The 23,510-nt window shown below is 72.0% G+C and carries 19 protein-coding genes; 18 read left to right on the top strand and 1 reads right to left on the bottom strand.

The window, feature by feature from the left end; translation table 11 throughout:
* Positions 1–35: 35 nt before the first annotated feature.
* From ACZ4VK_RS05580 to ACZ4VK_RS05560, 5 genes are all read left to right on the top strand, one after another.
* The gene (locus tag ACZ4VK_RS05580) at positions 36–1,172 is read left to right on the top strand and encodes a uroporphyrinogen-III synthase (RefSeq protein WP_468348696.1); all 1,137 of its coding nucleotides are present in this window, start codon (positions 36–38) and stop codon (positions 1,170–1,172) included.
* A 62-nt stretch (positions 1,173–1,234) separates the two neighbouring features.
* A complete protein-coding gene (locus tag ACZ4VK_RS05575; RefSeq protein WP_468348694.1) occupies positions 1,235–1,786 on the top strand; it encodes a GNAT family N-acetyltransferase in 552 nt (183 codons plus the stop codon).
* Between the two features lie 63 nt (positions 1,787–1,849).
* A complete protein-coding gene (locus tag ACZ4VK_RS05570; protein ID WP_468348692.1) occupies positions 1,850–4,186 on the top strand; it encodes a HelD family protein in 2,337 nt (778 codons plus the stop codon).
* 408 nt (positions 4,187–4,594) lie between these two features.
* The gene (locus tag ACZ4VK_RS05565) at positions 4,595–6,025 is read left to right on the top strand and encodes an NAD-dependent malic enzyme (protein ID WP_468348690.1); all 1,431 of its coding nucleotides are present in this window, start codon (positions 4,595–4,597) and stop codon (positions 6,023–6,025) included.
* Between the two features lie 312 nt (positions 6,026–6,337).
* The gene (locus tag ACZ4VK_RS05560) at positions 6,338–6,619 is read left to right on the top strand and encodes an HU family DNA-binding protein (protein ID WP_017237029.1); all 282 of its coding nucleotides are present in this window, start codon (positions 6,338–6,340) and stop codon (positions 6,617–6,619) included.
* Between the two features lie 224 nt (positions 6,620–6,843).
* Here ACZ4VK_RS05560 and murA read toward each other — a convergent pair whose 3' ends face one another.
* Positions 6,844–8,184 carry a UDP-N-acetylglucosamine 1-carboxyvinyltransferase gene (murA, locus tag ACZ4VK_RS05555; protein ID WP_468348687.1) on the bottom strand — a complete coding sequence of 447 codons (1,341 nt, stop codon included), beginning with the start codon at positions 8,182–8,184 and terminating at the stop codon, positions 6,844–6,846.
* Positions 8,185–8,485: 301 nt separating this feature from the next.
* Between murA and ACZ4VK_RS05550 the strand changes: the two genes are divergently transcribed.
* The 13 genes from ACZ4VK_RS05550 (at position 8,486) to ACZ4VK_RS05490 (ending at position 23,466) form a co-directional block, all read left to right on the top strand.
* Positions 8,486–9,046, top strand: coding sequence for a YqgE/AlgH family protein (locus tag ACZ4VK_RS05550; RefSeq protein ID WP_229313995.1), 561 nt, complete (start codon positions 8,486–8,488; stop codon positions 9,044–9,046).
* Between the two features lie 30 nt (positions 9,047–9,076).
* Complete coding sequence (locus ACZ4VK_RS05545) at positions 9,077–9,367, top strand: DUF3039 domain-containing protein (protein WP_389679436.1); 291 nt, start codon at positions 9,077–9,079, stop codon at positions 9,365–9,367.
* A 247-nt stretch (positions 9,368–9,614) separates the two neighbouring features.
* Positions 9,615–10,919, top strand: a complete 1,305-nt coding sequence (locus ACZ4VK_RS05540; RefSeq protein ID WP_468348684.1) for an extracellular solute-binding protein — start codon at positions 9,615–9,617, stop codon at positions 10,917–10,919.
* 5 nt (positions 10,920–10,924) lie between these two features.
* Positions 10,925–11,884 (top strand): carbohydrate ABC transporter permease, encoded by a 960-nt coding sequence (locus tag ACZ4VK_RS05535; RefSeq protein WP_468348682.1) that lies wholly within the window; start codon positions 10,925–10,927, stop codon positions 11,882–11,884.
* A 14-nt stretch (positions 11,885–11,898) separates the two neighbouring features.
* Positions 11,899–12,738: a carbohydrate ABC transporter permease gene (locus tag ACZ4VK_RS05530; protein WP_468348886.1), complete on the top strand. Its 840-nt coding sequence runs from the start codon at positions 11,899–11,901 to the stop codon at positions 12,736–12,738.
* A gap of 4 nt (positions 12,739–12,742) precedes the next feature.
* Positions 12,743–14,386, top strand: coding sequence for a beta-N-acetylhexosaminidase (locus ACZ4VK_RS05525; protein WP_468348680.1), 1,644 nt, complete (start codon positions 12,743–12,745; stop codon positions 14,384–14,386).
* A 226-nt stretch (positions 14,387–14,612) separates the two neighbouring features.
* Positions 14,613–15,488 (top strand): FAD binding domain-containing protein, encoded by an 876-nt coding sequence (locus ACZ4VK_RS05520; RefSeq protein ID WP_384100217.1) that lies wholly within the window; start codon positions 14,613–14,615, stop codon positions 15,486–15,488.
* On the top strand, positions 15,485–17,284 hold the full coding sequence (locus tag ACZ4VK_RS05515; RefSeq protein WP_468348678.1) for a (2Fe-2S)-binding protein: 1,800 nt from the start codon (positions 15,485–15,487) through the stop codon (positions 17,282–17,284). Before ACZ4VK_RS05520 ends, ACZ4VK_RS05515 begins: the two co-directional genes overlap by 4 nt.
* Positions 17,281–19,608 (top strand): xanthine dehydrogenase family protein molybdopterin-binding subunit, encoded by a 2,328-nt coding sequence (locus ACZ4VK_RS05510; RefSeq protein WP_468348676.1) that lies wholly within the window; start codon positions 17,281–17,283, stop codon positions 19,606–19,608. Before ACZ4VK_RS05515 ends, ACZ4VK_RS05510 begins: the two co-directional genes overlap by 4 nt.
* Before the next feature lie 119 nt (positions 19,609–19,727).
* Entirely contained in the window at positions 19,728–20,204 is a 477-nt protein-coding gene (locus tag ACZ4VK_RS05505) for a hypothetical protein (RefSeq protein ID WP_468348674.1), read from the top strand.
* 80 nt (positions 20,205–20,284) lie between these two features.
* Positions 20,285–21,739 carry a hypothetical protein gene (locus tag ACZ4VK_RS05500; protein ID WP_468348672.1) on the top strand — a complete coding sequence of 485 codons (1,455 nt, stop codon included), beginning with the start codon at positions 20,285–20,287 and terminating at the stop codon, positions 21,737–21,739.
* A gap of 83 nt (positions 21,740–21,822) precedes the next feature.
* Positions 21,823–22,998, top strand: coding sequence for a type VII secretion-associated serine protease mycosin (gene mycP / locus ACZ4VK_RS05495; protein ID WP_468348884.1), 1,176 nt, complete (start codon positions 21,823–21,825; stop codon positions 22,996–22,998).
* A gap of 48 nt (positions 22,999–23,046) precedes the next feature.
* Positions 23,047–23,466, top strand: a complete 420-nt coding sequence (locus ACZ4VK_RS05490; RefSeq protein ID WP_468348670.1) for a hypothetical protein — start codon at positions 23,047–23,049, stop codon at positions 23,464–23,466.
* The last annotated feature ends 44 nt before the right edge of the window (positions 23,467–23,510 follow it).

Below are 23,510 nucleotides of genomic sequence, written 5' to 3'. Positions count from 1 at the left end.
GAATCCGTCACGCGTCCCCGTCAGGCTCTGGCCTCATGGACGAGCAAGAACACGGCCCCCTCGCCGGCTTCACGGTCGGCGTCACCGCGGCGCGCCGCGCGGACGAGCTCATCGCGCTGCTGCGCCGGCGCGGCGCGGCCGTCGTCCACGGCCCCGCCCTGCGGATCGTGCCCCTCGCGGACGACACCGAACTCCTCGCCGCCACCAAGGAACTCATCGGCCACGCCCCGGACGTCGTCGTCGCCACCACGGCGATCGGCTTCCGGGGCTGGGTCGAGGCGGCCGAGGGCTGGGGATACGGGGAGGAACTCCTCGCCGTCCTGCGGGACGTCGAGCTCCTCGCCCGCGGGCCCAAGGTCAAGGGAGCCGTACGGGCCGCCGGACTCACCGAGTCCTGGTCGCCCACCTCCGAATCCATGGCCGAGGTCCTCGACCGGCTCCTCGGGGAAGGCGTCACCGGCCGCCGGATCGCGCTCCAGCTGCACGGGGAGCCGCTGCCCGGCTTCGTCGAGGCGCTCACCGCCGCCGGCGCGGAGGTCGTCGGCGTCCCCGTCTACCGCTGGATGGCGCCCGAGGACACCGGCCCGCTCGACCGGCTCCTCGACGCGGTCCTCGCCGGCGGCCTCGACGCCGTCACCTTCACGAGCGCCCCGGCCGCCGCGTCGCTGCTCTCGCGGGCCGAGTCGAAGGGGGTACGGTCCGAGCTCGTCGCCGCGCTCCGGCATGACGTCCTCGCGGTGTGCGTCGGACCCGTGACGGCGCTGCCGCTCCAGGCCGAGGGCATCGACACGTACCAGCCGGAGCGGTTCCGGCTCGGCCCGCTCGTCCAGCTCCTCTGCAAGGAGCTGCCCGGCCGCTCGCGGGTCCTGCCGGTCGCCGGGCACCGGGTGGAGGTCCGCGGCCACGCCGTCCTCGTCGACGGCGTCCTGCGGCCCGTCCCGCCCGCCGGCATGGCCCTCCTCGGCCTCCTCGCCCGCCGGCCCGGCTGGGTCGTCTCCCGGGCTGACCTGCTGCGGGCGCTGCCGGGGGCGGGGCGGGACGAACACGCGGTGGAGACGGCGATGGCGCGCCTGCGTGCGGCGCTGGGGGCGCCGAAGCTGATCCAGACGGTGGTGAAGCGGGGGTACCGACTGGCGCTGGACGCGGCGGCGGACGAGAAGTACGACGACTGAGCCTTGCGGGGACCGTTGCCCGCAACGGCGTGATCGCGCGCGCGGGTTACCGTACCCGGGTGATGGGACGTTCTTTGCTGATTCGGGCCGCGGAGCCCGGCGACGCCGGGCCGCTCGCTCTCGCCCTGTCGCGCAATCGCGCGCACATGCGGCCCCGGGAGCCCTACCGGGCCGAGCGGTACTACACCGCCGAGGCGCAGGCCGAGCGGCTGGCGGACGGTGGGGTGCGGTGGTTCGCCGTCGACGGGGAGGCGATCGTCGGGGCCGTCATCTTCTCCGGGATCGTCCTCGGGCCCTTCCGCAGCGCCTCCCTCGGGTACTGGGTCGACAAGGACCACACCGGCCGCGGTCTCGCCACCGCGCTCGTCGCCGAGGCCTGCCGGGCCGCCCGGGACGAGCTCGGGCTGCACCGCGTCGAGGCCGGGACCATGCTCGACAACCACGCCTCCCAGCGGGTCCTCGTCAAGAGCGGCTTCACGCGCATCGGGACCGCGCCCCGCTACCTCCACATCGACGGCGAGTGGCGCGACCACCACCTGTTCCAGCGGCTCCTGCACGACGACCCGCCGCCGGGAGTTCCGGCCGACCGGACCCCGAACGGTGATCGCGCCTGACACGGCCCCTCCCGGTGGCGTACGCTCGACGGCTGCCCAGTGCACGTCAGAAGGGGGCCTTAGGTGGCCGCGCAGGAAGCCGTGGACACGGTCAGAGACCGTGAGATCGGTGTCGAGCAGGAACATCTGGATCACGTCTACCGCCGGCTGGAGGAGAAGATCCACGAAGCGGAGTTCCTGATGAACGACGCCGCCCAGCGGGGCCAGGTCGGCACGCCCGGCGCCCTCGCCGAGCGCGACGCCCAGGTCTTCCGCGCCGGCATCCACCTCAACCGGCTCAACAACGAGTTCGAGGACTTTCTGTTCGGCCGGATCGACCTGCTGTACGGGAAGGACGGGAAGAAGGGGCCCGACGGCGCCTACACCTCCATCGAGCCCGCCGAGGACGCCGTACGGCCCGACAACACCGCAGAGATCGCCGAGACCCTCCACATCGGACGGATCGGCGTCCTCGACTCCGACTACTCCCCGCTCGTGATCGACTGGCGCGCGCCCGCCGCCGCGCCCTTCTACCGGTCCACACCGGTCGACCCGGGCCGGGTCGTGCGCCGCCGCGTCATCCGCTCCAAGGGCCGTCAGGTCCTGGGGGTCGAGGACGACCTGATGCGCCCCGAGCTGCGGGCCACCCTCGGCGGGCGCGAGCTGCCCGTGATCGGCGACGGCGCCCTGATGGCCGCCCTCGGCCAGGCCCGCAGCCACACCATGCGGGACATCGTCTCCTCCATCCAGGCGGAGCAGGACATGGTCATCCGCGCCCCCGCCGCCTCCGTGACGTACGTCGAGGGCGGGCCGGGGACCGGGAAGACGGCCGTCGCGCTGCACCGGGCCGCCTACCTGCTCTACCAGGACCGGCGGCGGTACGCGGGCGGCATCCTGATCGTCTCGCCGACCCCGCTCCTCGTCTCGTACACCGAGGGCGTGCTGCCCTCCCTCGGCGAGGAGGGCCAGGTCGCCATCCGGGCCGTCGGCAGCCTCGTCGACGGCGTCGAGGCCACCGCCTACGACGATCCGGCCGTGGCAAGGATCAAGGGCTCCTCCCGGATGCTCCACGTGCTGCGCAAGGCCGCCCGCGGAGCCCTGGAGACCCCGGCGCCCAGGAACAGCCAGCCCGAGCTCGGAGAGGACGACGAGGCCCCCGTACCCGCGGGCACGCCCACGCGCCTCCGTGTCGTCGCCTTCGGCCGCCGTCTGGAGCTCGAGGCCGAAGAACTGCGGCGCATCCGGCACAACGTCCTCGGGGGCACCGCCCCGGTCAACCTGCTCCGCCCGCGCGCCCGTCGGCTGCTCCTCGACGCGCTGTACTCCAAGTCGGGCGCGGTCGGCCGGCACAGCGACCCGGAGCTCGCCGCCGAGCTGCGCTCCTCCTTCGACGAGGACGTCTCCACGGAGGACTCGTTCCTCTCCTTCCTCGACGCCTGGTGGCCGGAGCTCACCCCGCGCCGGGTCCTCGACGCGATGGCCGACGAGCGGCGGCTCGGCCGCTGGGCCCGCCGCATCCTCAACCCGGGCGAGGTGCGGCGGCTCGCCCGCTCGCTGCGCCGCCCGGAGCTGTCCGTGCACGACGTGGCGCTCCTCGACGAGCTCGGCACCCTCCTGGGCGCCCCGGCCCGGCCGAGGAAGCGGCGGGAGTACGACCCGCTGGACCAGCTCACGGGCCTGGAGGAGCTCATGCCCGTACGGGAGGAGACGCAGCGCGAGCGGGCCGAGCGGCTGGCCGCCGAGCGCACCGAGTACGCGCATGTGATCGTCGACGAGGCACAGGACCTCACGCCCATGCAGTGGCGGATGGTCGGGCGGCGCGGTCGGCACGCGACCTGGACGGTCGTCGGCGACCCGGCGCAGTCGTCCTGGTCGGATCCGGACGAGGCCGCCGAGGCCCGCGACGAGGCGCTCGGTTCCCGGCCGCGCCGCCGCTTCGAGCTGACCGTGAACTACCGGAACCCGGCGGAGATCGCCGAACTCGCCGCCAAGGTCCTCGCCCTCGCCATGCCGGGCAAGGAATCACCGCGCGCGGTCCGCTCGACGGGGGTCGAGCCCCGCTTCGTCGCCGTACAGGAGAAGGCCGACCTGGCCGAAACCGTACGGTCCGAGGCGCGGCTGCTCCTGGAGCGCGTCGAGGGCACGGTCGGCGTCGTCGTCGCCATGAACCGGCGCGCCGAGGCGGCCCGCTGGCTCGCCGACCTGGGCGACCGCGTGGTGGCGCTCGGCTCCCTGGAGGCGAAGGGCCTGGAGTACGACGCCACGGTGGTCGTCTCGCCCGCGGAGATCGCGGACGAGTCCCCGGCCGGTCTGCGGGTGCTCTACGTGGCCCTCACCAGGGCGACGCAGCAGCTCACGGTGGTCGCGGGCCCGGGTGACATGCCGGACGGGGCGGGGGTGCCCGACCTGCTGCGGGACTGAGCCGCCCGGGCGGGGCCCGTGGCCGATTTCAGGTCAACCTGTGGCGCTGGAATCACCGGGCAGGGTGGTTTGTTAGCCTTGTCGTGGCACCGGCTCGATCCAAGCCCCCGGGCCCAACCTTCGTCCCTCAGAGGGACCACTTGCCGCGAGGCGAGCATGGCGGGTCGGTGCCACTTAAGACGTTTTTGTTCTCGTGTGTAGCTACGAAGTCGAGGCCCTGGTCACCCCTGGTGACCGGGGCCTCTTCTGTTTGCCCAGGGGTTCTCGTATGGTGGAAACTACTTTCCGAAAACAAAATGACCGCATTACCTGCTACCGGCAGGTAGGTGCGACCATCGGAGGGCGCCGCCGGGCAACCAGCCGGGGCGGCGTAGCAACGAAGCTCAGGGAAAGCAGAGGAACTCGGCCATGGCAACGGCGCCCAGCGTCTCGTATTCGATGACGGTCCGGCTGGAGGTTCCCGCGAGCGGAACCGCGGTCTCCCAGCTCACCACGGCGGTGGAGTCCCACGGCGGATCCGTCACCGGCCTCGACGTGACCGCCTCAGGCCACGAGAAGCTCCGCATCGACGTCACCATCGCCGCGACCTCCACCGCGCACGCCGACGAGATCGTCGAGCAGCTGCGCGGCATCGAGGGCGTCACGCTCGGCAAGGTCTCCGACCGTACGTTCCTGATGCACCTCGGCGGCAAGATCGAGATGGCGTCCAAGCACCCCATCCGCAACCGTGACGACCTCTCCATGATCTACACCCCGGGCGTCGCCCGTGTGTGCATGGCGATCGCCGAGAACCCCGAGGACGCCCGCCGCCTCACCATCAAGCGCAACTCCGTCGCGGTCGTCACCGACGGCTCCGCCGTCCTCGGCCTCGGCAACATCGGCCCGATGGCCGCCCTGCCCGTCATGGAGGGCAAGGCGGCCCTCTTCAAGCGCTTCGCGGGCATCGACGCCTGGCCGATCTGCCTCGACACGCAGGACACCGACGAGATCGTCGCGATCGTCAAGGCCATCGCCCCCGGCTTCGCGGGCATCAACCTGGAGGACATCTCCGCGCCCCGCTGCTTCGAGATCGAGGCACGCCTGCGCGAGGCCCTCGACATCCCCGTCTTCCACGACGACCAGCACGGCACGGCCATCGTCGTCCTCGCCGCCCTGACCAACGCGCTGCGCGTGGTGAACAAGGGCATCGGCGACGTACGGGTCGTCATGTCCGGTGCCGGCGCGGCCGGTACGGCCATCCTGAAGCTGCTGATCGCGGCGGGTGTCAAGCACGCCGTCGTCGCCGACATCCAGGGTGTCGTGCACGCGGGCCGCGAGGACCTCGTGGAGGCCCCGGCGGACTCGCCGCTGCGCTGGATCGCCGACAACACCAACCCGGAGGGCGTCACCGGCACCCTCAAGGAGGCCGTCGTCGGCGCGGACGTCTTCATCGGCGTGTCGGCCCCGAACCTGCTCGGCGCGGCGGACGTCGCCGCCATGGCGGAGGGCGCGATCGTGTTCGCGCTCGCGAACCCGGACCCGGAGGTCGACCCGGCGGCGGCCCGCCAGACGGCCGCCGTCGTCGCCACGGGACGCTCCGACTTCCCGAACCAGATCAACAACGTGCTGGTCTTCCCGGGTGTCTTCCGCGGCCTCCTCGACGCCCATTCCCGTACGGTCAACACGGAGATGATGCTGGCGGCCGCCACGGCCCTCGCCGACGTCGTCACCGAGGACGAGCTCAATCCGAACTACATCATCCCGTCGGTCTTCAACGACAAGGTCGCGGGCGCGGTCGCCGGAGCGGTGCGCAACGCGGCGAAGGCGGCGGCCCCGGGCTCGGCGGCGACCGGCCGCTGACGGCGCGTCGCGATTCGCGGAGCCGTAAACCCGCCTTTAGGGTGGCTTTTCGGCTCCGCGTGGTTTTCGGGGAGTCGACAGAACGTCACCACCAGGGGGCTCTGGCGCTTTTCGTGTGACCCCCGGGGGTGCCGGATTGGCGTTCCCGCCGCTGGTGGGGGCAGGATGCGTGTTTGGGCGCGAGGGTCTGTCATTAGACCCGGGTCCGGGGACTGTCCGAAGGCCCTGGCAGCATCGGCTTCGCTGTACCCAATCACGCGGCTTCCGCCGCGTGGCACGCCTCACAGGCAAGAAGAACACGGGAGTAACAACATGAACCGCAGTGAGCTGGTGGCCGCCCTGGCCGACCGCGCCGAGGTGACCCGCAAGGACGCCGACGCCGTGCTGGCCGCTCTCGCCGAGACCGTCGGTGAGGTCGTCGCCAAGGGCGACGAGAAGGTCACCATCCCCGGCTTCCTGACCTTCGAGCGCACCCACCGTGCCGCTCGCACCGCTCGTAACCCGCAGACCGGCGACCCGATCAACATCCCGGCCGGCTACAGCGTGAAGGTCTCCGCGGGCTCGAAGCTCAAGGAAGCCGCCAAGGGCAAGTAAGGCAGCCGAGGCGAGCAGGACCGCCGAAGCACGCAGGACAGCCGAGGCGAGCAGGACCGCCGAGGTACGCAGGACAGCCGAGGCGAGTAAGACCGCCGAAGCACGCAAGGCAGCCTGTCAAGGCACGTAAGGCAGCCTGGAGGCGCAGAAAGGGCGGCCACCCTGTCAGGGGGTGGCCGCCCTTTCGTATGGGCGTGTACGGGCCCACAGGGGCCCGTGACGCCTTACACCAGCGCGCTGCCCGGCAGCTCGACCTTGGCGCCGAGCTCCACGAGCTTCTCCATGAAGTTCTCGTAGCCGCGGTTGATCAGCTCGATGCCGTGCACCCGGGAGGTGCCCTGGGCCGCGAGCGCCGCGATCAGGTACGAGAAGCCGCCGCGCAGGTCGGGGATGACCAGGTCGGCGCCCTGGAGCCGGGTCGGCCCGGACACGACCGCCGAGTGCAGGAAGTTCCGCTGGCCGAAGCGGCAGTCGGAGCCGCCGAGGCACTCGCGGTACAGCTGGATGTGCGCGCCCATCTGGTTCAGCGCGGAGGTGAAGCCGAGCCGCGACTCGTACACCGTCTCGTGGACGATGGAGAGGCCGGAGGCCTGCGTCAGGGCGACGACCAGCGGCTGCTGCCAGTCGGTCTGGAAGCCGGGGTGCACGTCCGTCTCCAGGTGGATCGCGTTGAGCGAGCCGCCCGGGTGCCAGAAGCGGATGCCCTCGTCGTCGATCTCGAAGGCGCCGCCGACCTTCCGGTACGTGTTGAGGAAGGTCATCATCGAGCGCTGCTGGGCGCCGCGCACGTAGATGTTGCCCTCGGTGGCGAGCGCGGCGGACGCCCAGGAGGCGGCCTCCAGGCGGTCCGGGAGGGCCCGGTGGGTGTAGCCGTCGAGACGGTCGACACCGGTGATCCGGATGGTCCGGTCGGTGTCCATGGAGATGATCGCGCCCATTTTCTGCAGGACGCAGATCAGGTCCTCGATCTCGGGCTCCACCGCGGCGTTCGACAGCTCGGTGACGCCCTCGGCGAGCACCGCCGTCAGCAGCACCTGCTCGGTCGAGCCGACCGAGGGGTACGGCAGCCGGATCTTGCAGCCGCGAAGGCGCTGCGGGGCCTCCAGGTACTGGCCGTCGTCCCGCTTCTCGATGGTGGCGCCGAACTGGCGCAGCACGTCGAAGTGGAAGTCGATGGGCCGGCCGCCGATGTCGCAGCCGCCGAGGCCCGGGATGAAGGCGTGGCCGAGACGGTGCAGCAGCGGGCCGCAGAAGAGGATCGGGATGCGCGACGAGCCGGCGTGGGCATCGATGTCGGCCACGTTGGCGGACTCGACGTGCGTCGGGTCGAGGAGGAGTTCGCCGGGCTCCTCACCCGGACGGACCGTCACCCCGTGCAGCTGCAGCAGTCCGCGGACGACGCGGACGTCACGGATGTCGGGAACGTTGCGCAGGCGGCTCGGGCCGCTGCCGAGCAGGGCGGCGACCATCGCCTTGGGCACGAGGTTCTTCGCGCCGCGGACGCGGATCTCGCCCTCCAGCGGGGTTCCGCCGTGGACAAGCAGGACATCGTCTGTGCCGGTCATGAATCTCGCGTTCCGGAGTGGGGTCGGTCGGGTGGCCAGTGAAAAGGGTAAGGGGCCATGAGACCTCTCATGGGTGCCACGGGGGGCCTGTCAGATGTAATGAATTCGGCACAACACCCTCTGTTCCCGTGATCTTGCGGAGCGTCACCGTCCGCTTCTCTCGCCGGGGCGGCCCTTGGGCCCCTCCCGATCGCGCCGGCCGCCGATCTGAACTGCGACGGCCGCCGACTTCCGGACACCCTGCCCGCCGGTCGCGCGGACAACCCCCCGCGAACGCCGAAGATGCGGGATCATGTGTCGCATGACCGAGGTGTCCTCGCTCACAGGACGGCTGCTCGTCGCCACGCCCGCGCTCGCGGACCCGAACTTCGACCGCGCGGTCGTCCTGCTGCTCGACCACGACGACGAGGGCTCGCTCGGCGTGGTCCTCAACCGGCCCACCCCGGTGACCGTCGGGGACATCCTCGCGCCCTGGGCCGGGCTCGCCGGTGAACCCGGCGTCGTCTTCCAGGGCGGCCCCGTCTCCCTCGACGCGGCCCTCGGTGTCGCCGTGATCCCCGGCGACGAGGGCCCCCTCGGCTGGCGGCGGGTGCACGGCGCGATCGGCCTCGTCGACCTGGAGACCCCGCCCGAGCTGCTCGGCCCGGCCCTCGGCTCCCTGCGGATCTTCGCGGGATACGCCGGCTGGGGCCCCGGCCAGCTGGAGACGGAGCTCGGCGACGGCGCCTGGTATGTGGTCGAGTCGGAGCCCGGTGACGTCTCCTCGCCGCGGCCCGAGACGCTCTGGCGGCAGGTGCTCCGGCGGCAGCGCGGCGAGCTCGCGATGATCGCCACGTACCCCGACGACCCGTCCCTCAACTGAGGGCTCCGGCTTTCAGTACCCTTGGCGGTTATGAGCACTCTCGAGCCCGAGCGCGGGGCAGGTACGGGAACCCTCGTCGAGCCGACGCCGCAGGTGTCCCACGGTGACGGCGACCACGAGCGCTACGCCCATTACGTCCAGAAGGACAAGATCATGGCGAGCGCCCTCGAAGGCACGCCCGTCGTGGCGCTGTGCGGAAAGGTCTGGGTACCGGGGCGCGACCCCAAGAAGTACCCGGTCTGTCCGATGTGCAAGGAGATCTACGACTCCATGGGCGCCGGCGGTGGCGACAAGGACAAGGGCGGCAAGGACAAGAAGTAGGCGGACAGCGGTGTCCTGACGCCGGGGACGGCCCCCGTCGTACGTACTTCGGTACGTGCGACGGGGGCCGTTCCGCGTTTCCGGGGCCGGGCGGCCGTTGCGCAGGGTGCTTCCGCCGGTCACGGAGTGGTTGAGGTGGTCGAGACCTCTTGTCGGCCCGCCTCGGGCGCGCCTAACCTCACGCGTGTTGTGCAGAACGAAACGCGCATTGCGCATGTTGCAACGCACGCACCTGGAGGGGATCCGTATGAAGCTTCCTGCCCGCCTCACCGCCCCGGCCGCCGCACTCCTGCTCGCCGGCCTCACCGCCACCGCCTGCGCGCCCCAGACCTCCCAGGGCAGGGCCACGGCGGACGAGAAGACCGGCACCCTGCGCGTCTGGCTCTTCCAGGAGGTGAGCAACAAGCCCAAGGAACAGGTCGTCGAACAGGCCGTCGCCGCCTTCGAGAAGCAGCACCAGGGCGCCGAGGTCGAGGTCGAGTACATCCCCGTCGAGACCCGCGCCCAGCGCGTCAAGGCCGCCTTCAACGACCCCGGGTCGGCCCCCGACCTCATCGAGTACGGCAACACCGACACCGCCGGATACGTGAAGGACGGCGGACTCGCCGACATCAGCGCCGAGTTCGCGGCCTGGGACGACGCGAAGGACACCGACCCCACCGCGAAGCAGTCCGTCACCGTCGGCGGGAAGGTCTACGGCGCCCCGCTCTTCGTCGGCGTCCGCGCCCTCTACTACCGCACCGACGTCTTCCGGGAACTCGGCCTCACCGCCCCCAAGAGCCAGGCCGAACTCGTCTCCACCGCCAAGAAGATCCACAAGGCCAGGCCCGAGCTGTACGGCATCGCCGTCGGCGGCGCCTACACCTACGGCGCCCTGCCCTTCGTCTGGGCGGCCGGCGGCGAACTCGCCACCGCGCACGGCGACTCGTACAAGGCCGCCGTCAACAGCGAGGCCGCCCGCGCGGGCATCACCACGTACACCTCGCTCTTCGGCGACGACAACTGCCCGGCCGCCAAGTGCGCCCAGATGGGCGGCAACGCCACCGTCACCGCCTTCGCCTCGGGCAAGGCCGCCATGGCCATCGGCGGCGACTTCAGCCACGCCGCCGTCGAGGCCGGCACCGTCAAGGGCAGGTACGCCGTCGTCCCGCTGCCCGGCACCACCCCCGGCTCCATCGCCCCCGCCTTCGCCGGGGGCAACAACATCGGCGTCCTCAGGAGCACCTCCCACCGCAGCCTCGCCGTCGACCTCCTCAAGTCCCTCACCGGCAAGGAGACCCAGGGCCGGCTCTTCGACGCGATGGGCTTCCTTCCCACGTACACCGACGTACGGGCCGATGCCGCCCGGCGGCAGCCCTTCGTGAAGCCCTTCATCGACACCCTCGGCGCCGGCACCCGCTTCGTTCCGGCGTCCCCCGGCTGGGGACAGATCGACGCCTCCCTCGTCCTCCCCACGATGTTCCAGGAGGTCGTCAGCGGCCGTAAGGACGTGAGGACGGCCGCCGACGACGCCGCGAAGAAGATGGACGCGGCCTTCACGCCGGCGGGCTGAGCCGCATGACGACCCAGCTCACCGAGAAGCCGCCCGGCACGGCCCCGGCGCCGAGGCCCGCCCCGGCCGCACGGCGCACCGGCATCCGGGGCCACCGCCCCTGGACCCCCTGGCTGTACCTCCTGCCCGCCCTCGCCGTCATCGGCGGACTCCTCGTCTACCCCGTCTACCAGCTCGGCCTGATCTCCTTCCTGGAGTACACCCAGGCCCAGGTCAGCGGCGGCGAACCCACCTCCTTCAAGGGCTTCGGCAACTACACGGCCCTCTTCGCCGACCCCCAGTTCCGGCAGGTCCTCCTCGCCACCGTCCTCTTCGCCGCCGCCTGCGTCGTCACCACCCTCGCCGTCGGCTGCGCCCTCGCCGTCCTCCTCACGCGCGTGCGTGCCCTGCCCCGGCTCGTCCTGATGCTGGCCGCGCTCGGCGCCTGGGCCACGCCCGCGATCACCGGCTCCACCGTCTGGGTCTTCCTCTTCGACCCCGACTTCGGCCCCGTCAACAGGCTGCTCGGGCTCGGCGACCTCTCCTGGACGTACGGGCGGTACAGCGCCTTCGCCCTCGTCCTCCTCGAAGTCGTCTGGTGTTCCTTCCCGTTCGTGATGGTCACCGTCTACGCCGGCATCAAGGCCATCCCGTCGGAGGTCCTGGAGGCGGCCGCCCTCGACGGCGCCTCGCAGTGGCGGATCTGGCGCTCGGTCACGGCGCCGGTGCTCCGGCCGATCCTGGTCGTCGTCACCATCCAGTCGATCATCTGGGACTTCAAGGTCTTCACCCAGATCTACGTGATGACGAACGGCGGCGGCATCGCCGGCCAGAACCTCGTCCTCAACGTGTACGCCTACCAGAAGGCATTCGCCTCGTCCCAGTACGGCCTCGGCTCGGCGATCGGCGTCGTCATGCTGCTGATCCTGCTGGCCGTGACGCTGGTCTATCTGCGCCTGCTGCGACGCCAGGGAGAAGAGCTGTGACCGGATCCCGCGCTGTGACCGCGTTCCGCATCAGGCGGCCCGGGCGCCTCGCCGCCGAGGCCGCCACCCTGCTCGTCGCGGCCGCCGTCGCCTTCCCGCTGTACTGGATGGTCCTCTCGGCCTTCAAGCCGGCCGGCGAGATCCAGTCCACCGACCCCCGGCCGTGGACGCTCTCCCCGTCCCTCGACTCCTTCCGGCGCGTCTTCGCACAGCAGGAGTTCGGCCGCTACTTCCTCAACTCGCTGATCGTGGCGGGCACGGTCGTCCTCGCCTCCGCACTGATCGCCTTCCTCGCGGCGACGGCCGTCACCCGGTTCCGCTTCCGGTTCCGGACGACACTCCTGATCATGTTCCTGGTCGCGCAGATGGTGCCGGTCGAGGCGCTGACCATCCCGCTGTTCTTCCTCATGCGGGACGCCGGCCAGCTCAACACCCTCGGCTCGCTGATCCTGCCGCACATCGCCTTCTCGCTGCCCTTCGCGATCTGGATGCTGCGGGGCTTCGTCAAGGCGGTGCCGGAGGCCCTGGAGGAACAGGCCCAGATCGACGGCGCGAGCCGCACCCGCTTCCTGTGGCAGATCCTCTTCCCGCTGGTCTTCCCGGGCCTCGTCGCGACCAGCGTCTTCTCGTTCATCTCGACCTGGAACGACTTCCTCTTCGCGAAGTCCTTCCTCATCAGCGACACCTCGCAGTCGACCCTCCCCATGGCCCTGCTCGTCTTCTTCAAGCCCGACGAGAACGACTGGGGAGGCATCATGGCCGCCTCGACCGTGATGACGGTCCCGGTGCTCGTCTTCTTCGTACTCGTACAGCGCCGCCTGGTCTCCGGACTCGGCGGGGCGGTGAAGGACTGACGCGATGACCCACCCCATGGACCTGATCCCCGCCCCCGCGCGCGTGGAGGGGCCGTACCGCTGCGGCTTCCTCATGGACCGGCGGACGACCGTCAGCGCCGCCCCGGGCACCGAGAGCACCGCACGCTGGCTGCGCGGCACGCTGGGCGCCGCCTTCGCGCTGCCGCTGAGGGACACGGCCGACGAGAGCGCCACGAACAGCATCCGGCTGCGCGTCGACGACAGCCTCGCCCCGGAGGCGTACCGACTCGACGTGCTGATGAACCAGGTCGCCGAGATCACCGGCGGAGGCCCGGCCGGGGTCTTCTGGGGCGCCCAGACCCTGCGGCAGCTCCTGGGCCCCGACGCCTTCCGCGCGGCGCCGGCGAAGAAGAAGCCGGTCGCGGTGGTGACGACGCAGAGCATCGAGGACGCCCCGCGCTTCGCCTGGCGCGGTCTCCTCCTCGACGTCTCCCGGCACTTCCTGCCCAAGGACGACGTCCTGCGGTACCTGGACCTCCTCGCCGCCCACAAGCTCAACGTCTTCCACTTCCACCTCACCGACGACCAGGGCTGGCGCATCGAGATCAAGCGCCACCCCAGGCTCACCGAGGTCGGATCCTGGCGGGCCCGCAGCAAACGGGGCCACCGCGCCTCACCCCTCTGGGACGAGACCCCGCACGGCGGCTTCTACACCCAGGACGACATCCGCGAGATCGTCGCGTACGCCGCCGAGCGGCACATCACCGTCGTCCCCGAGATCGATCTTCCCGGCCACTCGCAGGCCGCCATCGCCGCGTACCCCGAACTCGGCAACACCGACGTCGTCGACACCACCGCCCTCACCGTCTGGGACACCTGGGGCGTCAACCCGAACGTCCTCGCCCCCACCGAGGCCGTCCTGCGCTTCTACGAGGGTGTCTTCGAGGAGGTCCTCGACCTCTTCCCCGCGGCCACCTCGCCCTTCGTCCACGTCGGCGGCGACGAATGCCCCAAGGACCAGTGGAAGGCCTCCCCGGCCGCCCAGGCCCGCATCAAGGAGCTGGGAGTGGGCGACGAGAACGGACTCCAGGCCTGGTTCATCCGCCACTTCGACCGCTGGCTCACCGCGCGCGGACGGCGGCTCATCGGCTGGGACGAGATCCTGGAGGGCGGCCTCGCCGAAGGCGCCGCCGTCTCCTCCTGGCGCGGCTACGGAGGCGGGATCGCCGCCGCCGAGGCCGGCCACGACGTCGTCATGTGCCCCGAGCAGCACGTGTACCTGGACCACCGTCAGGCGCCCGGCGAGGACGAGCCGATGCCCATCGGATACGTCCGCACCCTGGAGGACGTCTACCGCTTCGAGCCCGTCCCGCCCGGCCTCTCACCGGACGCCGCCGCCCACATCCTGGGAACCCAGGCCAACGTCTGGACCGAGGTCATGGAGAACCGCGACCGCGTCGACTACCAGGTCTTCCCCCGCCTCGCCGCCTTCGCCGAGGTCGCCTGGTCCGCGCTGCCCGCCCCCGACGCCCGCGACTACGCCGACTTCGAGCGCCGCGTGGACACCCACTACCGGCGCCTCGACGCCCTCGGCGTCGACTACCGGCCGCCCGCCGGACCCCACCCCCGACAGAGGCGCCCCGGCGTGCTCGGCCGACCCCTGGAAGGAGTCCCCCCGATCGTGTGAGGCACCCCGCCTCCCCGGTTCACCCAAGAGCGGCGAAACGGAAGTTACCGTCCCTCCTCGGGGCGTCCCGGACGGAACAGTCCTTCGCGGACCCTCGCGCCGGACCGCTCGGAAGATGTGCCAGAGTTGCCACGTCCGGCCTGTGAGCACGTACCGTACGCCCACACGCAGGCGCGACCGCCGGGCACATTCGGGGACCACCGGGACACCGGGAAGGGGCAGCGGGTTGACCACGCACGCACCACAGACGGCGCAGTCCGTGACGCTGCCCGCCTCGCTCGACGAGGCCGTGGCGGCGCTCACGGCCATGCCGGCCGCCGTCCCCGTCGCCGGTGGCACCGACCTGATGGCCGCCGTCAACAAGGGCCAGCTCCGCCCCGCGGGACTCGTCGGCCTGAGCCGCATCAACGAGATCCGCGGCTGGCAGTACCAGGACGGCCACGCCCTCCTCGGCGCCGGCCTCACCCACGCGCGCATGGGCCGCCCCGACTTCGCCGCCCTCATCCCCGCCCTCGCCGCCGCCTCCCGCGCCGCCGGACCGCCCCAGATCCGCAACGCGGGCACCCTCGGCGGCAACGTCGTCACCGCCGCGCCCACCGGCGACTCGCTGCCCGTCCTCGCCGCCCTCGAAGCCGACCTCGTCGTCCTCGGGCCGCTCGGCAGCCGCGAGATCCCCGTCTCCCACCTGCTCGCGGGACGCGACCTGCTCGCTCCCGGCGAACTCGTCGCCTTCGTCCGCGTCCCGCTGCTCCACGCCCCCCAGGTCTTCGTCAAGGCCACCGGCCGCACCGGCCCCGCCCGCGCCACCGCCTCCGTCGCCGTCGTCCTCGACCCGGCCAGACGCGGGGTGCGCTGCGCGGTCGGCGCCGTCGCCCCGATGCCGCTGCGCCCGCTCGAGGCGGAGCGCTGGATCGCCTCGCTCGTGGACTGGGACAACGACCGGGGGCTCGCGCCGGAGGCGCTCACGGCGTTCGGCGAGTACGTCGCCGCCGCCTGCATCCCGGACCCGCAGGGCGACGAACAGTTGCCCCCTGCCGTACTGCACCTGCGGCGCACCGTCGCCGCACTCGCCCGACGGGCACTGGGGAGGGCACTGTCGTGAGCAGCAACGACCAGCAGCACCAGAACTCGGGCGGCTGGGAGCCGATCCCGCAGAGCGAGGGGTACGACGGGGACGCGACCGCGTTCGTCCAGCTGCCGCCCGACTTCATGCTGGACGGCGTCCCGCTCGAAGCGCCCGGCCACGGCTACGTACCGCCGATGATCACCCCGCTCCAGCCGCTCACCCCGCCGGCGGCGGACCCGTCGGCGACGGGCTCGTGGACGGTGCACGCGCCGACGCAGGCGGAGCAGACGCAGTACTTCGACGGGAGCGAGTACGCGGGGGCCGAGGCGCCCTACCAGCGGGCTGAACAGCACTTCCCGCAGGCGACCGAGGGCTTCGAGCGGGCGGACAGCGTCGAAGGCTTCGAGCGCGCCGAGCGGTTCGGGCACGGGGAGCACGTCGAGCGGTCCGACCACTTCGAGCCCTTCGGACGGGGAGACGGCTTCGGGCAGGCCGCTGGGCGGTCCGCGTACGTGGAGGGTGACGGGCACGGCGGGCACGTCGAGTACGTCGAGCAGGACCCGCACGCGACGGCCGAGTGGCGCTTCACGGAGGTGACGGCGCCCGCGGCCGGTCCGGGCACCACGGGCCAGTGGGAGATCCCGGTCGTACCGGACACGGCGCAGGCGGCCGGGCCGGGCCGGCAGCCGGACGGGTTCGCCGCGTCGGCCGTCAGGCCGTACGCCGAGGCCCCGGCGACCCTGCCGGGCGGCGCCCCGGCGCCGTGGGCGCTCCCGGCGGAGCCGGTCGAGGAGCTCGCGGCCGAGGCGTCCGGAGACGTGGTCGAGGAGCCCGGCACGGCGTCGGACGCCGGGCGGCGGGACGGGGAGGCGGCGGCGGAGGAACGGGGCTCGGTCGGGAGGGCCGCGATCGGCACGGCCGCGGTGGTGCCGGAGCAGGCACCGGACCTCGCGCCCGGCCATGAGCCCGACCATGAGCCCGGCCTCGTCACGGATCAGGCGCCTGATCAGGCGACCGGTCACGTCACCGATCAGGCCGACGCTCACGTCACCGCTCACGTCGGCGATGCGCCCACCGGGCAGGCAACCGATCCGGCCACCGGTCACGTCGGCGATGCGCCCACCGGGCAGGCAACCGACCCGGCCACCGCTCACGCCACCGATCAGGCCGCGGGCCTCGCCCCGGCCCCCGACCTGACGCCCAGCGCGAGCGCCCCCGCCCCCGATCCCACGCCCAGCGCGAGCGCCCCCGCCTCCACCGACAGCGACGAGCACCCCCACACCTCGTACACCCTCCGGGTCAACGGCGCCGACCGTCCCGTCACCGGTTCCTGGATCGGCGAGTCCCTGCTCTACGTCCTGCGTGAGCGCCTCGGTCTCGCCGGGGCCAAGGACGGCTGTTCGCAGGGCGAGTGCGGCGCGTGCAACGTGCAGGTCGACGGGCGGCTCGTGGCCTCCTGCCTCGTCCCCGCGGCGACCGCCGCCGGGAGCGAGGTGCGGACGGTCGAGGGCCTGGCGACCGACGGGGAGCCTTCCGACGTGCAGCGGGCCATGGCGAAGTGCGGAACCGTCCAGTGCGGCTTCTGCATCCCCGGCATGTGCATGACCGTGCACGACCTCCTTGAGGGAAATCACGCCCCCACGGAGCTCGAGACCCGTCAGGCGCTGGCCGGCAACCTGTGCCGCTGCTCCGGCTACCGGGGCGTCCTCGAAGCCGTACGGGACGTCGTCGCCGAGCGTGAGGCGAGTGCCGCGGCCACCGCGCCCGAGGCCGCCGACGAGCCCCGTGTCCCGCACCAGATCCCGCACCCGCACGACGGAGGCATGGCGTGAGCAGCGACGCGACCACCGCCGTTCCCACGGCCCCGCTCCTGGACACCTCCGGTGCCCTGGGCCAGGAGCCGTCCGCGCACGGCCTCGGCACCTCGCTCCCGCAGGCGGAGGCGCGGGCGAAGACCGAGGGCACGTTCCCGTACGCGTCCGACCTGTGGGCCGAGGGCCTGCTCTGGGCGGCGATCCTGCGCTCGCCGCACCCGCACGCGCGCATCGTGTCCGTCGACACCAGCGCCGCGACCGCCATGCCGGGGGTACGGGCCGTGGTGACGGCCGCGGACGTGCCGGGCGCGGCGACGTACGGCCGGCGGGTCGCCGACCGGCCGGTCTTCGCCTCCGAGCTGGTCCGGCACCACGGCGAGGCGCTCGCCGCCGTGGCCGCCGACCACCCCGACACGGCCCGGCTGGCCGCCGCCGCGATCAGCGTCGAGTACGAGGTCCTCGAACCGGTCACGGACCCCGAGAAGGCGTTCGCGGCCGAGGCGCTGCACCCCGACGGGAACCTGATCCGGCACATCCCGCTGCGCTTCGGCGACCCGGACGCGACGGGCGAGATCGTCGTCGAGGGCCTGTACCGGATCGGGCGCCAGGACCCGGCGCCGATCGGCGCGGAGGCGGGTCTCGCCGTACCGCGCCCGGACGGCGGCGTGGAGCTGTACACCGCGTCGACCGACCCGCACACCGACCGGGACCTGGCGGCCGCCTGCTTCGGGCTGCCGCCCGAGCAGGTCAAGCTGGTCGTGACCGGTGTCCCCGGAGCCACCGGCGACCGTGAGGACCCGGGGTTCCAGATCCCGCTGGGCCTGCTCGCGCTGCGCACCGGCTGCCCGGTCAAGCTCACGGCGACGCGCGAGGAGTCGTTCCTCGGCCACGCCCACCGCCACCCCACCCTGCTGCGTTACCGGCACCACGCGGACGCGGAGGGGCGCCTGGTGAAGGTGGAGGCGCAGATCCTGCTCGACGCGGGCGCGTACGCCGACTCCTCGTCCGAGTCCCTGGCGGCGGCCGTGGCCTTCGCCTGCGGCCCGTACGTCGTCCCGCACGCCTTCGTCGAAGGCTGGGCGGTCCGTACGAACAACCCGCCGTCCGGCCACGTGCGGGGCGAGGGCGCGATGCAGGTCTGCGCGGCGTACGAGGCGCAGATGGACAAACTGGCGGCGAAACTGGGCGTGGACCCGGCCGAGCTGCGCATGCGGAACGTCATGGCGACGGGCGACATCCTGCCCACCGGCCAGACGGTGACCTGCCCGGCCCCGGTGGCCGAACTGCTCGCCGCCGTACGCGACTTCCCCCTCCCCGCGCTCCCCAAGGACACCCCGGAGGGGGAGTGGCTGCTGCCCGGCGGCCCCGAGGGCGCGGGCGAACCCGGCGCGGTGCGGCGGGGCGTGGGGTACGCGCTCGGCATGGTGCACATGCTGGGAGCGGAGGGCACGGACGAGGTCTCGACGGCGACGGTACGCGTCCAGGACGGGGTCGCGACGGTCATCTGCTCGGCGGTGGACACCGGTTCGGGCTTCTCGACGCTCGCCCGCCAGATCGTGCAGGACACCCTCGGCATCGACGAGGTGCACGTCGCGCCCGTCGACACCGACCAGCCACCGGCGGGACCGGCCGCCCACGGCCGGCACACCTGGGTCTCGGGCGGTGCGGTGGAACGGGCCGCGAAGATGGTCCGCACGCAGCTTCTGCAGCCGCTGGCCCACCAGTTCGGCATGTCGACGGAGCTCCTCCAGATCACCGACGGCAAGATCACCTCGTACGACGGGGTCCTCTCGACGACGGTCACCGAGGCGATGGACGGCAAGGAGCTCTGGGCGACCGCCCAGTGCCGCCCCCACCCCACGGAACCCCTCGACGACTCGGGCCAGGGCGACGCGTTCGTCGGCCTCGCGTTCTGCGCGATCCGCGCGGTGGTCGACGTCGACATCGAACTCGGCGCCGTACGCGTCGTGGAGATGGCCGTCGCCCAGGACGTCGGCCGCGTCCTCAACCCGGCGCAGCTCGCCACCCGCATCGAGGCGGGCGTCACCCAGGGCGTCGGCGCGGCCCTCACGGAGAACCTCCGCACCGCCCGCGGCCTGGTCCGCCACCCCGACTTCACGGGCTACGCACTCCCGACATCCCTGGATGCCCCGGACATTCGCATCGTGAAACTGGTCGAGGAACGCGACGTGGTGGCACCCTTCGGCGCCAAGGCGGCGAGCGCGATCCCGGTCGTCACCTCTCCCGCCGCAGTGGCCTCAGCGGTACGCGCGGCGACAGGCCGCCCGGTCAACCGCCTCCCGATCCGCCCCCAGGCGGCCGTCGCCGTACCCAATTCGTAACCATGTGATGTCCGTTGCTTGTGCAACCCGGAGGTGCGCACTGTCGTCGTTCCCAACTACAGTGAACTTCTAGACTTGGTAGGACGCGCACGGTTGTTCAACGGGGGAGGATCGCGGGCATGGAAGCGTATGTGGGTGGGATGACGACGTCCGGGATGCGGGCGGCGGCCGTCAAGTACAGCGCCGACTCCATGGAGACCTTCAGGAAGCAGATCGAGGGGCTCATCGAGGACCTCCAGGGCTCGCACGCCGAACCCGGGAAGTTGAAGGCCGAGAATCCGGTGACCCGCACGCAGTTCGGCGGCGGTGGCGCGGCCTGGGGCGAGGCCCAGGGCGCCTACGCGGCGTACGACGGGACCCTCTCGCGCCTGGTGGAGCTCTCCGGCCTGCTCAAGGACTGCCTTGAGGGCCTGGGGATCGCGGTGGTCGCCTCGAAGAACGGCTTCGAGGAGATGGACGACGACATCAAGCGCAAGATGATCAACATTCACCAGCGGACCTTCGAGGCCAAGGAGAAGGCGGAGAAGGAAGCGGGCCGCGGAGCGCCGGAGAGCAGCGGCGACACGGCCGCCGAGGGCGACACCTCCTTGCGGTAGGCGGGTGCGGACGGAATTTCGGGGACACGGGGAAGAGGCGAAAGATGAGCGGCGGAGGCGGCGGAACGAACTTCCGCGGCATGTCCCATCAGCAGATGCTGGCATGGCTGGACGAGGCCAGCAGCTTCTACGTCGGCGACGCGGCGGCGCGGCTGAAGGCGGTCGGGGATCAGCTGGAGAAGATCGCCGGCGAACTGAGCGCCAGCATGCGGCGCATGGACTGGGAGGGCGAGGCCGAGAAGGCCTTCGTCGAGTGGGCCACCAACGTGGCCAATTCGACGAAGGCGCTCGCGGACTACAGCAAGGGCGGGGCCAAGTGGATGGAGGAGAACTCCTCCGCCATCGCCTCGGCGCAGAGCGCCATGCCCCGGTACACGTCGCACGCGTCTGCCAAGGAGAACCTCGAAGCGGCGCTGAAGTACCGCAACGACCCCGACTCCCGGACGATCGCCGGCAACGCCCGGTCCCAGATGGCCGCGAGCGAGGAGCTCGCCGCCATCGAGGCCAAGGAAGCGGCGAACAAGGAGGCGGCGGCGAAGGAGATGGACCGCCTCTCGGAGGCGTACAAGTGGTCGTCCCTCCACATGGGCAACAACGTCCCGCCGACGTTCCCGCCGCCGCCGGGGGCGTTCGTGCCGCAGGACACCGGCCGTGGCCGGCAGGGCGAGACCGAGCGCGTCCAGTACCCGACGAGCGACAGCCGGACCACAGGCACGGACACCACGCGGTCGCAGCCGGACTCGCGGACCACGCCCGACTCGCCGACCACGCCCGACTCGACCGTGACCCGGCCGTCCGATGACACGACCAGGCCGACCCAGGTGATCCGGCCGGAAGTGCGGCCCGACGCTCCCGTGGATCTCGGCATCGACAGCGTCGACACCCTGCCGCCGACCACGACCGGACCGACGACGCAGACCCCCGGCGGTCCGCCGCCGATCACCAAGCCGGACGGCGCTACGCCTCCGTTCGTGACGACCACCGGCATCCCTCCCCTCACGGGGAAGACCGGCCCCGGCCAGGTGCGTCCCACCGGCCCCGTCACCGGCGGCACGCGCAACCCGATGACCACCGGCCCCCGTGGCCTCCCGGGCATGCCGGGCCCGCTGGGCGGCCCCCGCGAAGGCATCAGCGGCGGCCGTCAGGTTCCCCAGACGGGCCGGCCCTCGACGGGCATCCCGCGCAGCACCGTCATCGGCACCGAGACCGGCGGCCGCAACGGAAACGCCATGGGCCGCGGTCCCATGGGCGGACCGATGGGCGGCGGCATGGGCGCCGGACAGAACGGCATCAGCGGCGGACGCCGCCTCGCCGGCGAGTCCGGCGGAGTCGTCGGAGGCAAGGCGCAGCGCCCCGGCGCCGCCGGCGCCGCGCGGCCCTTCACGCCCGGTGGCTCCGGCCTCGTTCGCGGAGGCTCCACGCCGGCCGGCCGTGAGCGCGAGGAGCAGAACGGAGAGCGTCCCGACTACCTTGTCGAGGACGAGGAGACCTGGCAGCAGGGCAACCGCCGCGCGGCGCCGCCCGTCATCGACTGATCAGCGCGAGGAAGCGGAAGTAGATGCGTACCAGCAGTATTCGACGGAGTCGTGCCCGAGCTACCGCCTCGGCCGCCTTGGGGATGCTGCTGGTGGGCATCGCTTCCGTCCCCGCTCAGGCAGCGGGTGTCCGAGACCGGCAGTGGCACCTGGACGCCATGGGCGCCGAGGAGATCTGGCAGCTCAGCACGGGTAAAGGCGTCACGGTCGCAGTGATCGACAGCGGCGTGGAGGACACCCACCCCGACCTCCAGGGGCAGGTTCTGGACGGCAAGGACCTGGCTCCCGAGGCGCCGGGGGACGAGCACACCGATGTCGAAGGCCACGGCACGGGCATGGCGGGGATCATCGCCGGCACGGGCAAGGCCAATGGAGGCGCGGGGGCGTTCGGCCTCGCCCCCGGGGTGAAGATCCTCCCCGTTCGGCTTCCGGCCGCGGATCAGGACCGCAGCATGGCGGACGCGGACGCGGAGTTCAACAAGCTGGCCCCCGAGGCCATCCGTTTCGCGGTCGACTCCGGTGCCAAGGTCATCAACATCTCGCAAGGTGCCAGGTCGGGCTCGCAGGAGCTGACGGACGCCGTGAAGTACGCCCTCGACAAGGGGGCCCTCGTCTTCGCTTCCACCGGCAACACCGGCGACAAGGGCAACGTCGTGGAGTACCCGGGGGCCACTCCCGGCGTCGTCGGTGTCGGCGCAGTCGATCAGAAGCTCACGCATGTCCCGATGTCCCAGCACGGGGATCAGGTCGACATCGTGGCCCCCGGCAAGGACATCGTCGCCGCCTGCGACGACGGCGGCGTCTGCAAGTCCACCGGCACCAGTGACGCCACCGCCCTCGCCTCCGCCGCCGCCGCGCTCCTCTGGTCGAAGCACCCCGAATGGACCAACAACCAGGTCCTGAAGGTCATGCTCAACACCATCGCCGGGCCGAAAGACGGCGACAAGCGCAGTGACTTCATCGGGTACGGCGCCATCCGCCCGCTCCGCACGCTGAAGACGCCCGGCGACCCGGGTCCGGCCGACGTCCGGCCCATCGACGACCTCACCGAGGCCGCGACCGCCACGCCCTCCGCTGACGACAACCTGCCCTCGGCCGACCCGGGGCCGGTGGAGCCCTCTTCCGCGGCGCCCGCGCCCGGACCCGTCGCGAGCGACGAGGGCAGCGACACCGGCCTGTGGACCGGGCTCGGCATCGGCGCGGCCGTCCTGATCGGCGCCGCCGTCGCCGTATCCGTACTCCGTTCACGCCGGGGCTGAACACGCGCCCTGCCGCTGGACGTCCGTAACTCACGCATGGGGAAGTAGATGTCGTTCGACGAGGAGTGGAGCCAAGCCCGCGGCCAGGCGGCGGCGATGAGGCTCAACGGTGTGCCCGCCGAGCCCGGCGGAGGCAGCGGCGGCCCCAGCGACTACAAGGTGACGTCCGCCGACCTCAAGGCCATCGGCAACGAGGCCCAGGAGCTCTTCCACTGGTTCGAGCGGGACGCCTTCCACGCGGGAGCCCAGACCGACACGGCGGCCAAGAGCCTCGACGGCGACGGCTTCCTGACCGGGTCGGCGATGTGGACCATGTGGGACACGTGGCGCGACCAGTGCGAGACGCTCCTCAGCGCCTGCGCGCACATCCACAACCACCTTGAGGACACGGTCATCAGCCACGCCAACCACGAAGAGACGTTGATCACGAACTTCTCCATGTCCACGATCGACGCACACTTCAAGTAAGCCGACGGCACAGCGCGGTACGGCAACGGCTGACGAGGGACGTT

It is taken from the genome of Streptomyces sp. NPDC028711, from assembly GCF_055565415.1.
Note: the sequence above shows the minus strand (reverse complement) of the source record. Positions and strands in the feature narration are given on the sequence as shown.

Bases quoted from the DNA above. Each gene is read 5' to 3' on its own strand.
- ACZ4VK_RS05545 (WP_389679436.1), top strand. From the start codon at position 9,077: ATGAGCACTCTCGAGCCCGAGCGCGGGGCAGGTACGGGAACCCTCGTC.
- ACZ4VK_RS05580 (WP_468348696.1), top strand. From the start codon at position 36: ATGGACGAGCAAGAACACGGCCCCCTCGCCGGCTTCACGGTCGGCGTC.
- ACZ4VK_RS05575 (WP_468348694.1), top strand. From the start codon at position 1,235: ATGGGACGTTCTTTGCTGATTCGGGCCGCGGAGCCCGGCGACGCCGGG.
- ACZ4VK_RS05535 (WP_468348682.1), top strand. From the start codon at position 10,925: ATGACGACCCAGCTCACCGAGAAGCCGCCCGGCACGGCCCCGGCGCCG.
- ACZ4VK_RS05500 (WP_468348672.1), top strand. From the start codon at position 20,285: ATGTCCCATCAGCAGATGCTGGCATGGCTGGACGAGGCCAGCAGCTTC.
- ACZ4VK_RS05505 (WP_468348674.1), top strand. From the start codon at position 19,728: ATGGAAGCGTATGTGGGTGGGATGACGACGTCCGGGATGCGGGCGGCG.
- ACZ4VK_RS05560 (WP_017237029.1), top strand. From the start codon at position 6,338: ATGAACCGCAGTGAGCTGGTGGCCGCCCTGGCCGACCGCGCCGAGGTG.
- ACZ4VK_RS05550 (WP_229313995.1), top strand. From the start codon at position 8,486: ATGACCGAGGTGTCCTCGCTCACAGGACGGCTGCTCGTCGCCACGCCC.
- ACZ4VK_RS05565 (WP_468348690.1), top strand. From the start codon at position 4,595: ATGGCAACGGCGCCCAGCGTCTCGTATTCGATGACGGTCCGGCTGGAG.
- mycP (WP_468348884.1), top strand. From the start codon at position 21,823: ATGCTGCTGGTGGGCATCGCTTCCGTCCCCGCTCAGGCAGCGGGTGTC.
- ACZ4VK_RS05540 (WP_468348684.1), top strand. From the start codon at position 9,615: ATGAAGCTTCCTGCCCGCCTCACCGCCCCGGCCGCCGCACTCCTGCTC.
- murA (WP_468348687.1), bottom strand. From the start codon at position 8,184: ATGACCGGCACAGACGATGTCCTGCTTGTCCACGGCGGAACCCCGCTG.
- ACZ4VK_RS05490 (WP_468348670.1), top strand. From the start codon at position 23,047: ATGTCGTTCGACGAGGAGTGGAGCCAAGCCCGCGGCCAGGCGGCGGCG.
- ACZ4VK_RS05525 (WP_468348680.1), top strand. From the start codon at position 12,743: ATGACCCACCCCATGGACCTGATCCCCGCCCCCGCGCGCGTGGAGGGG.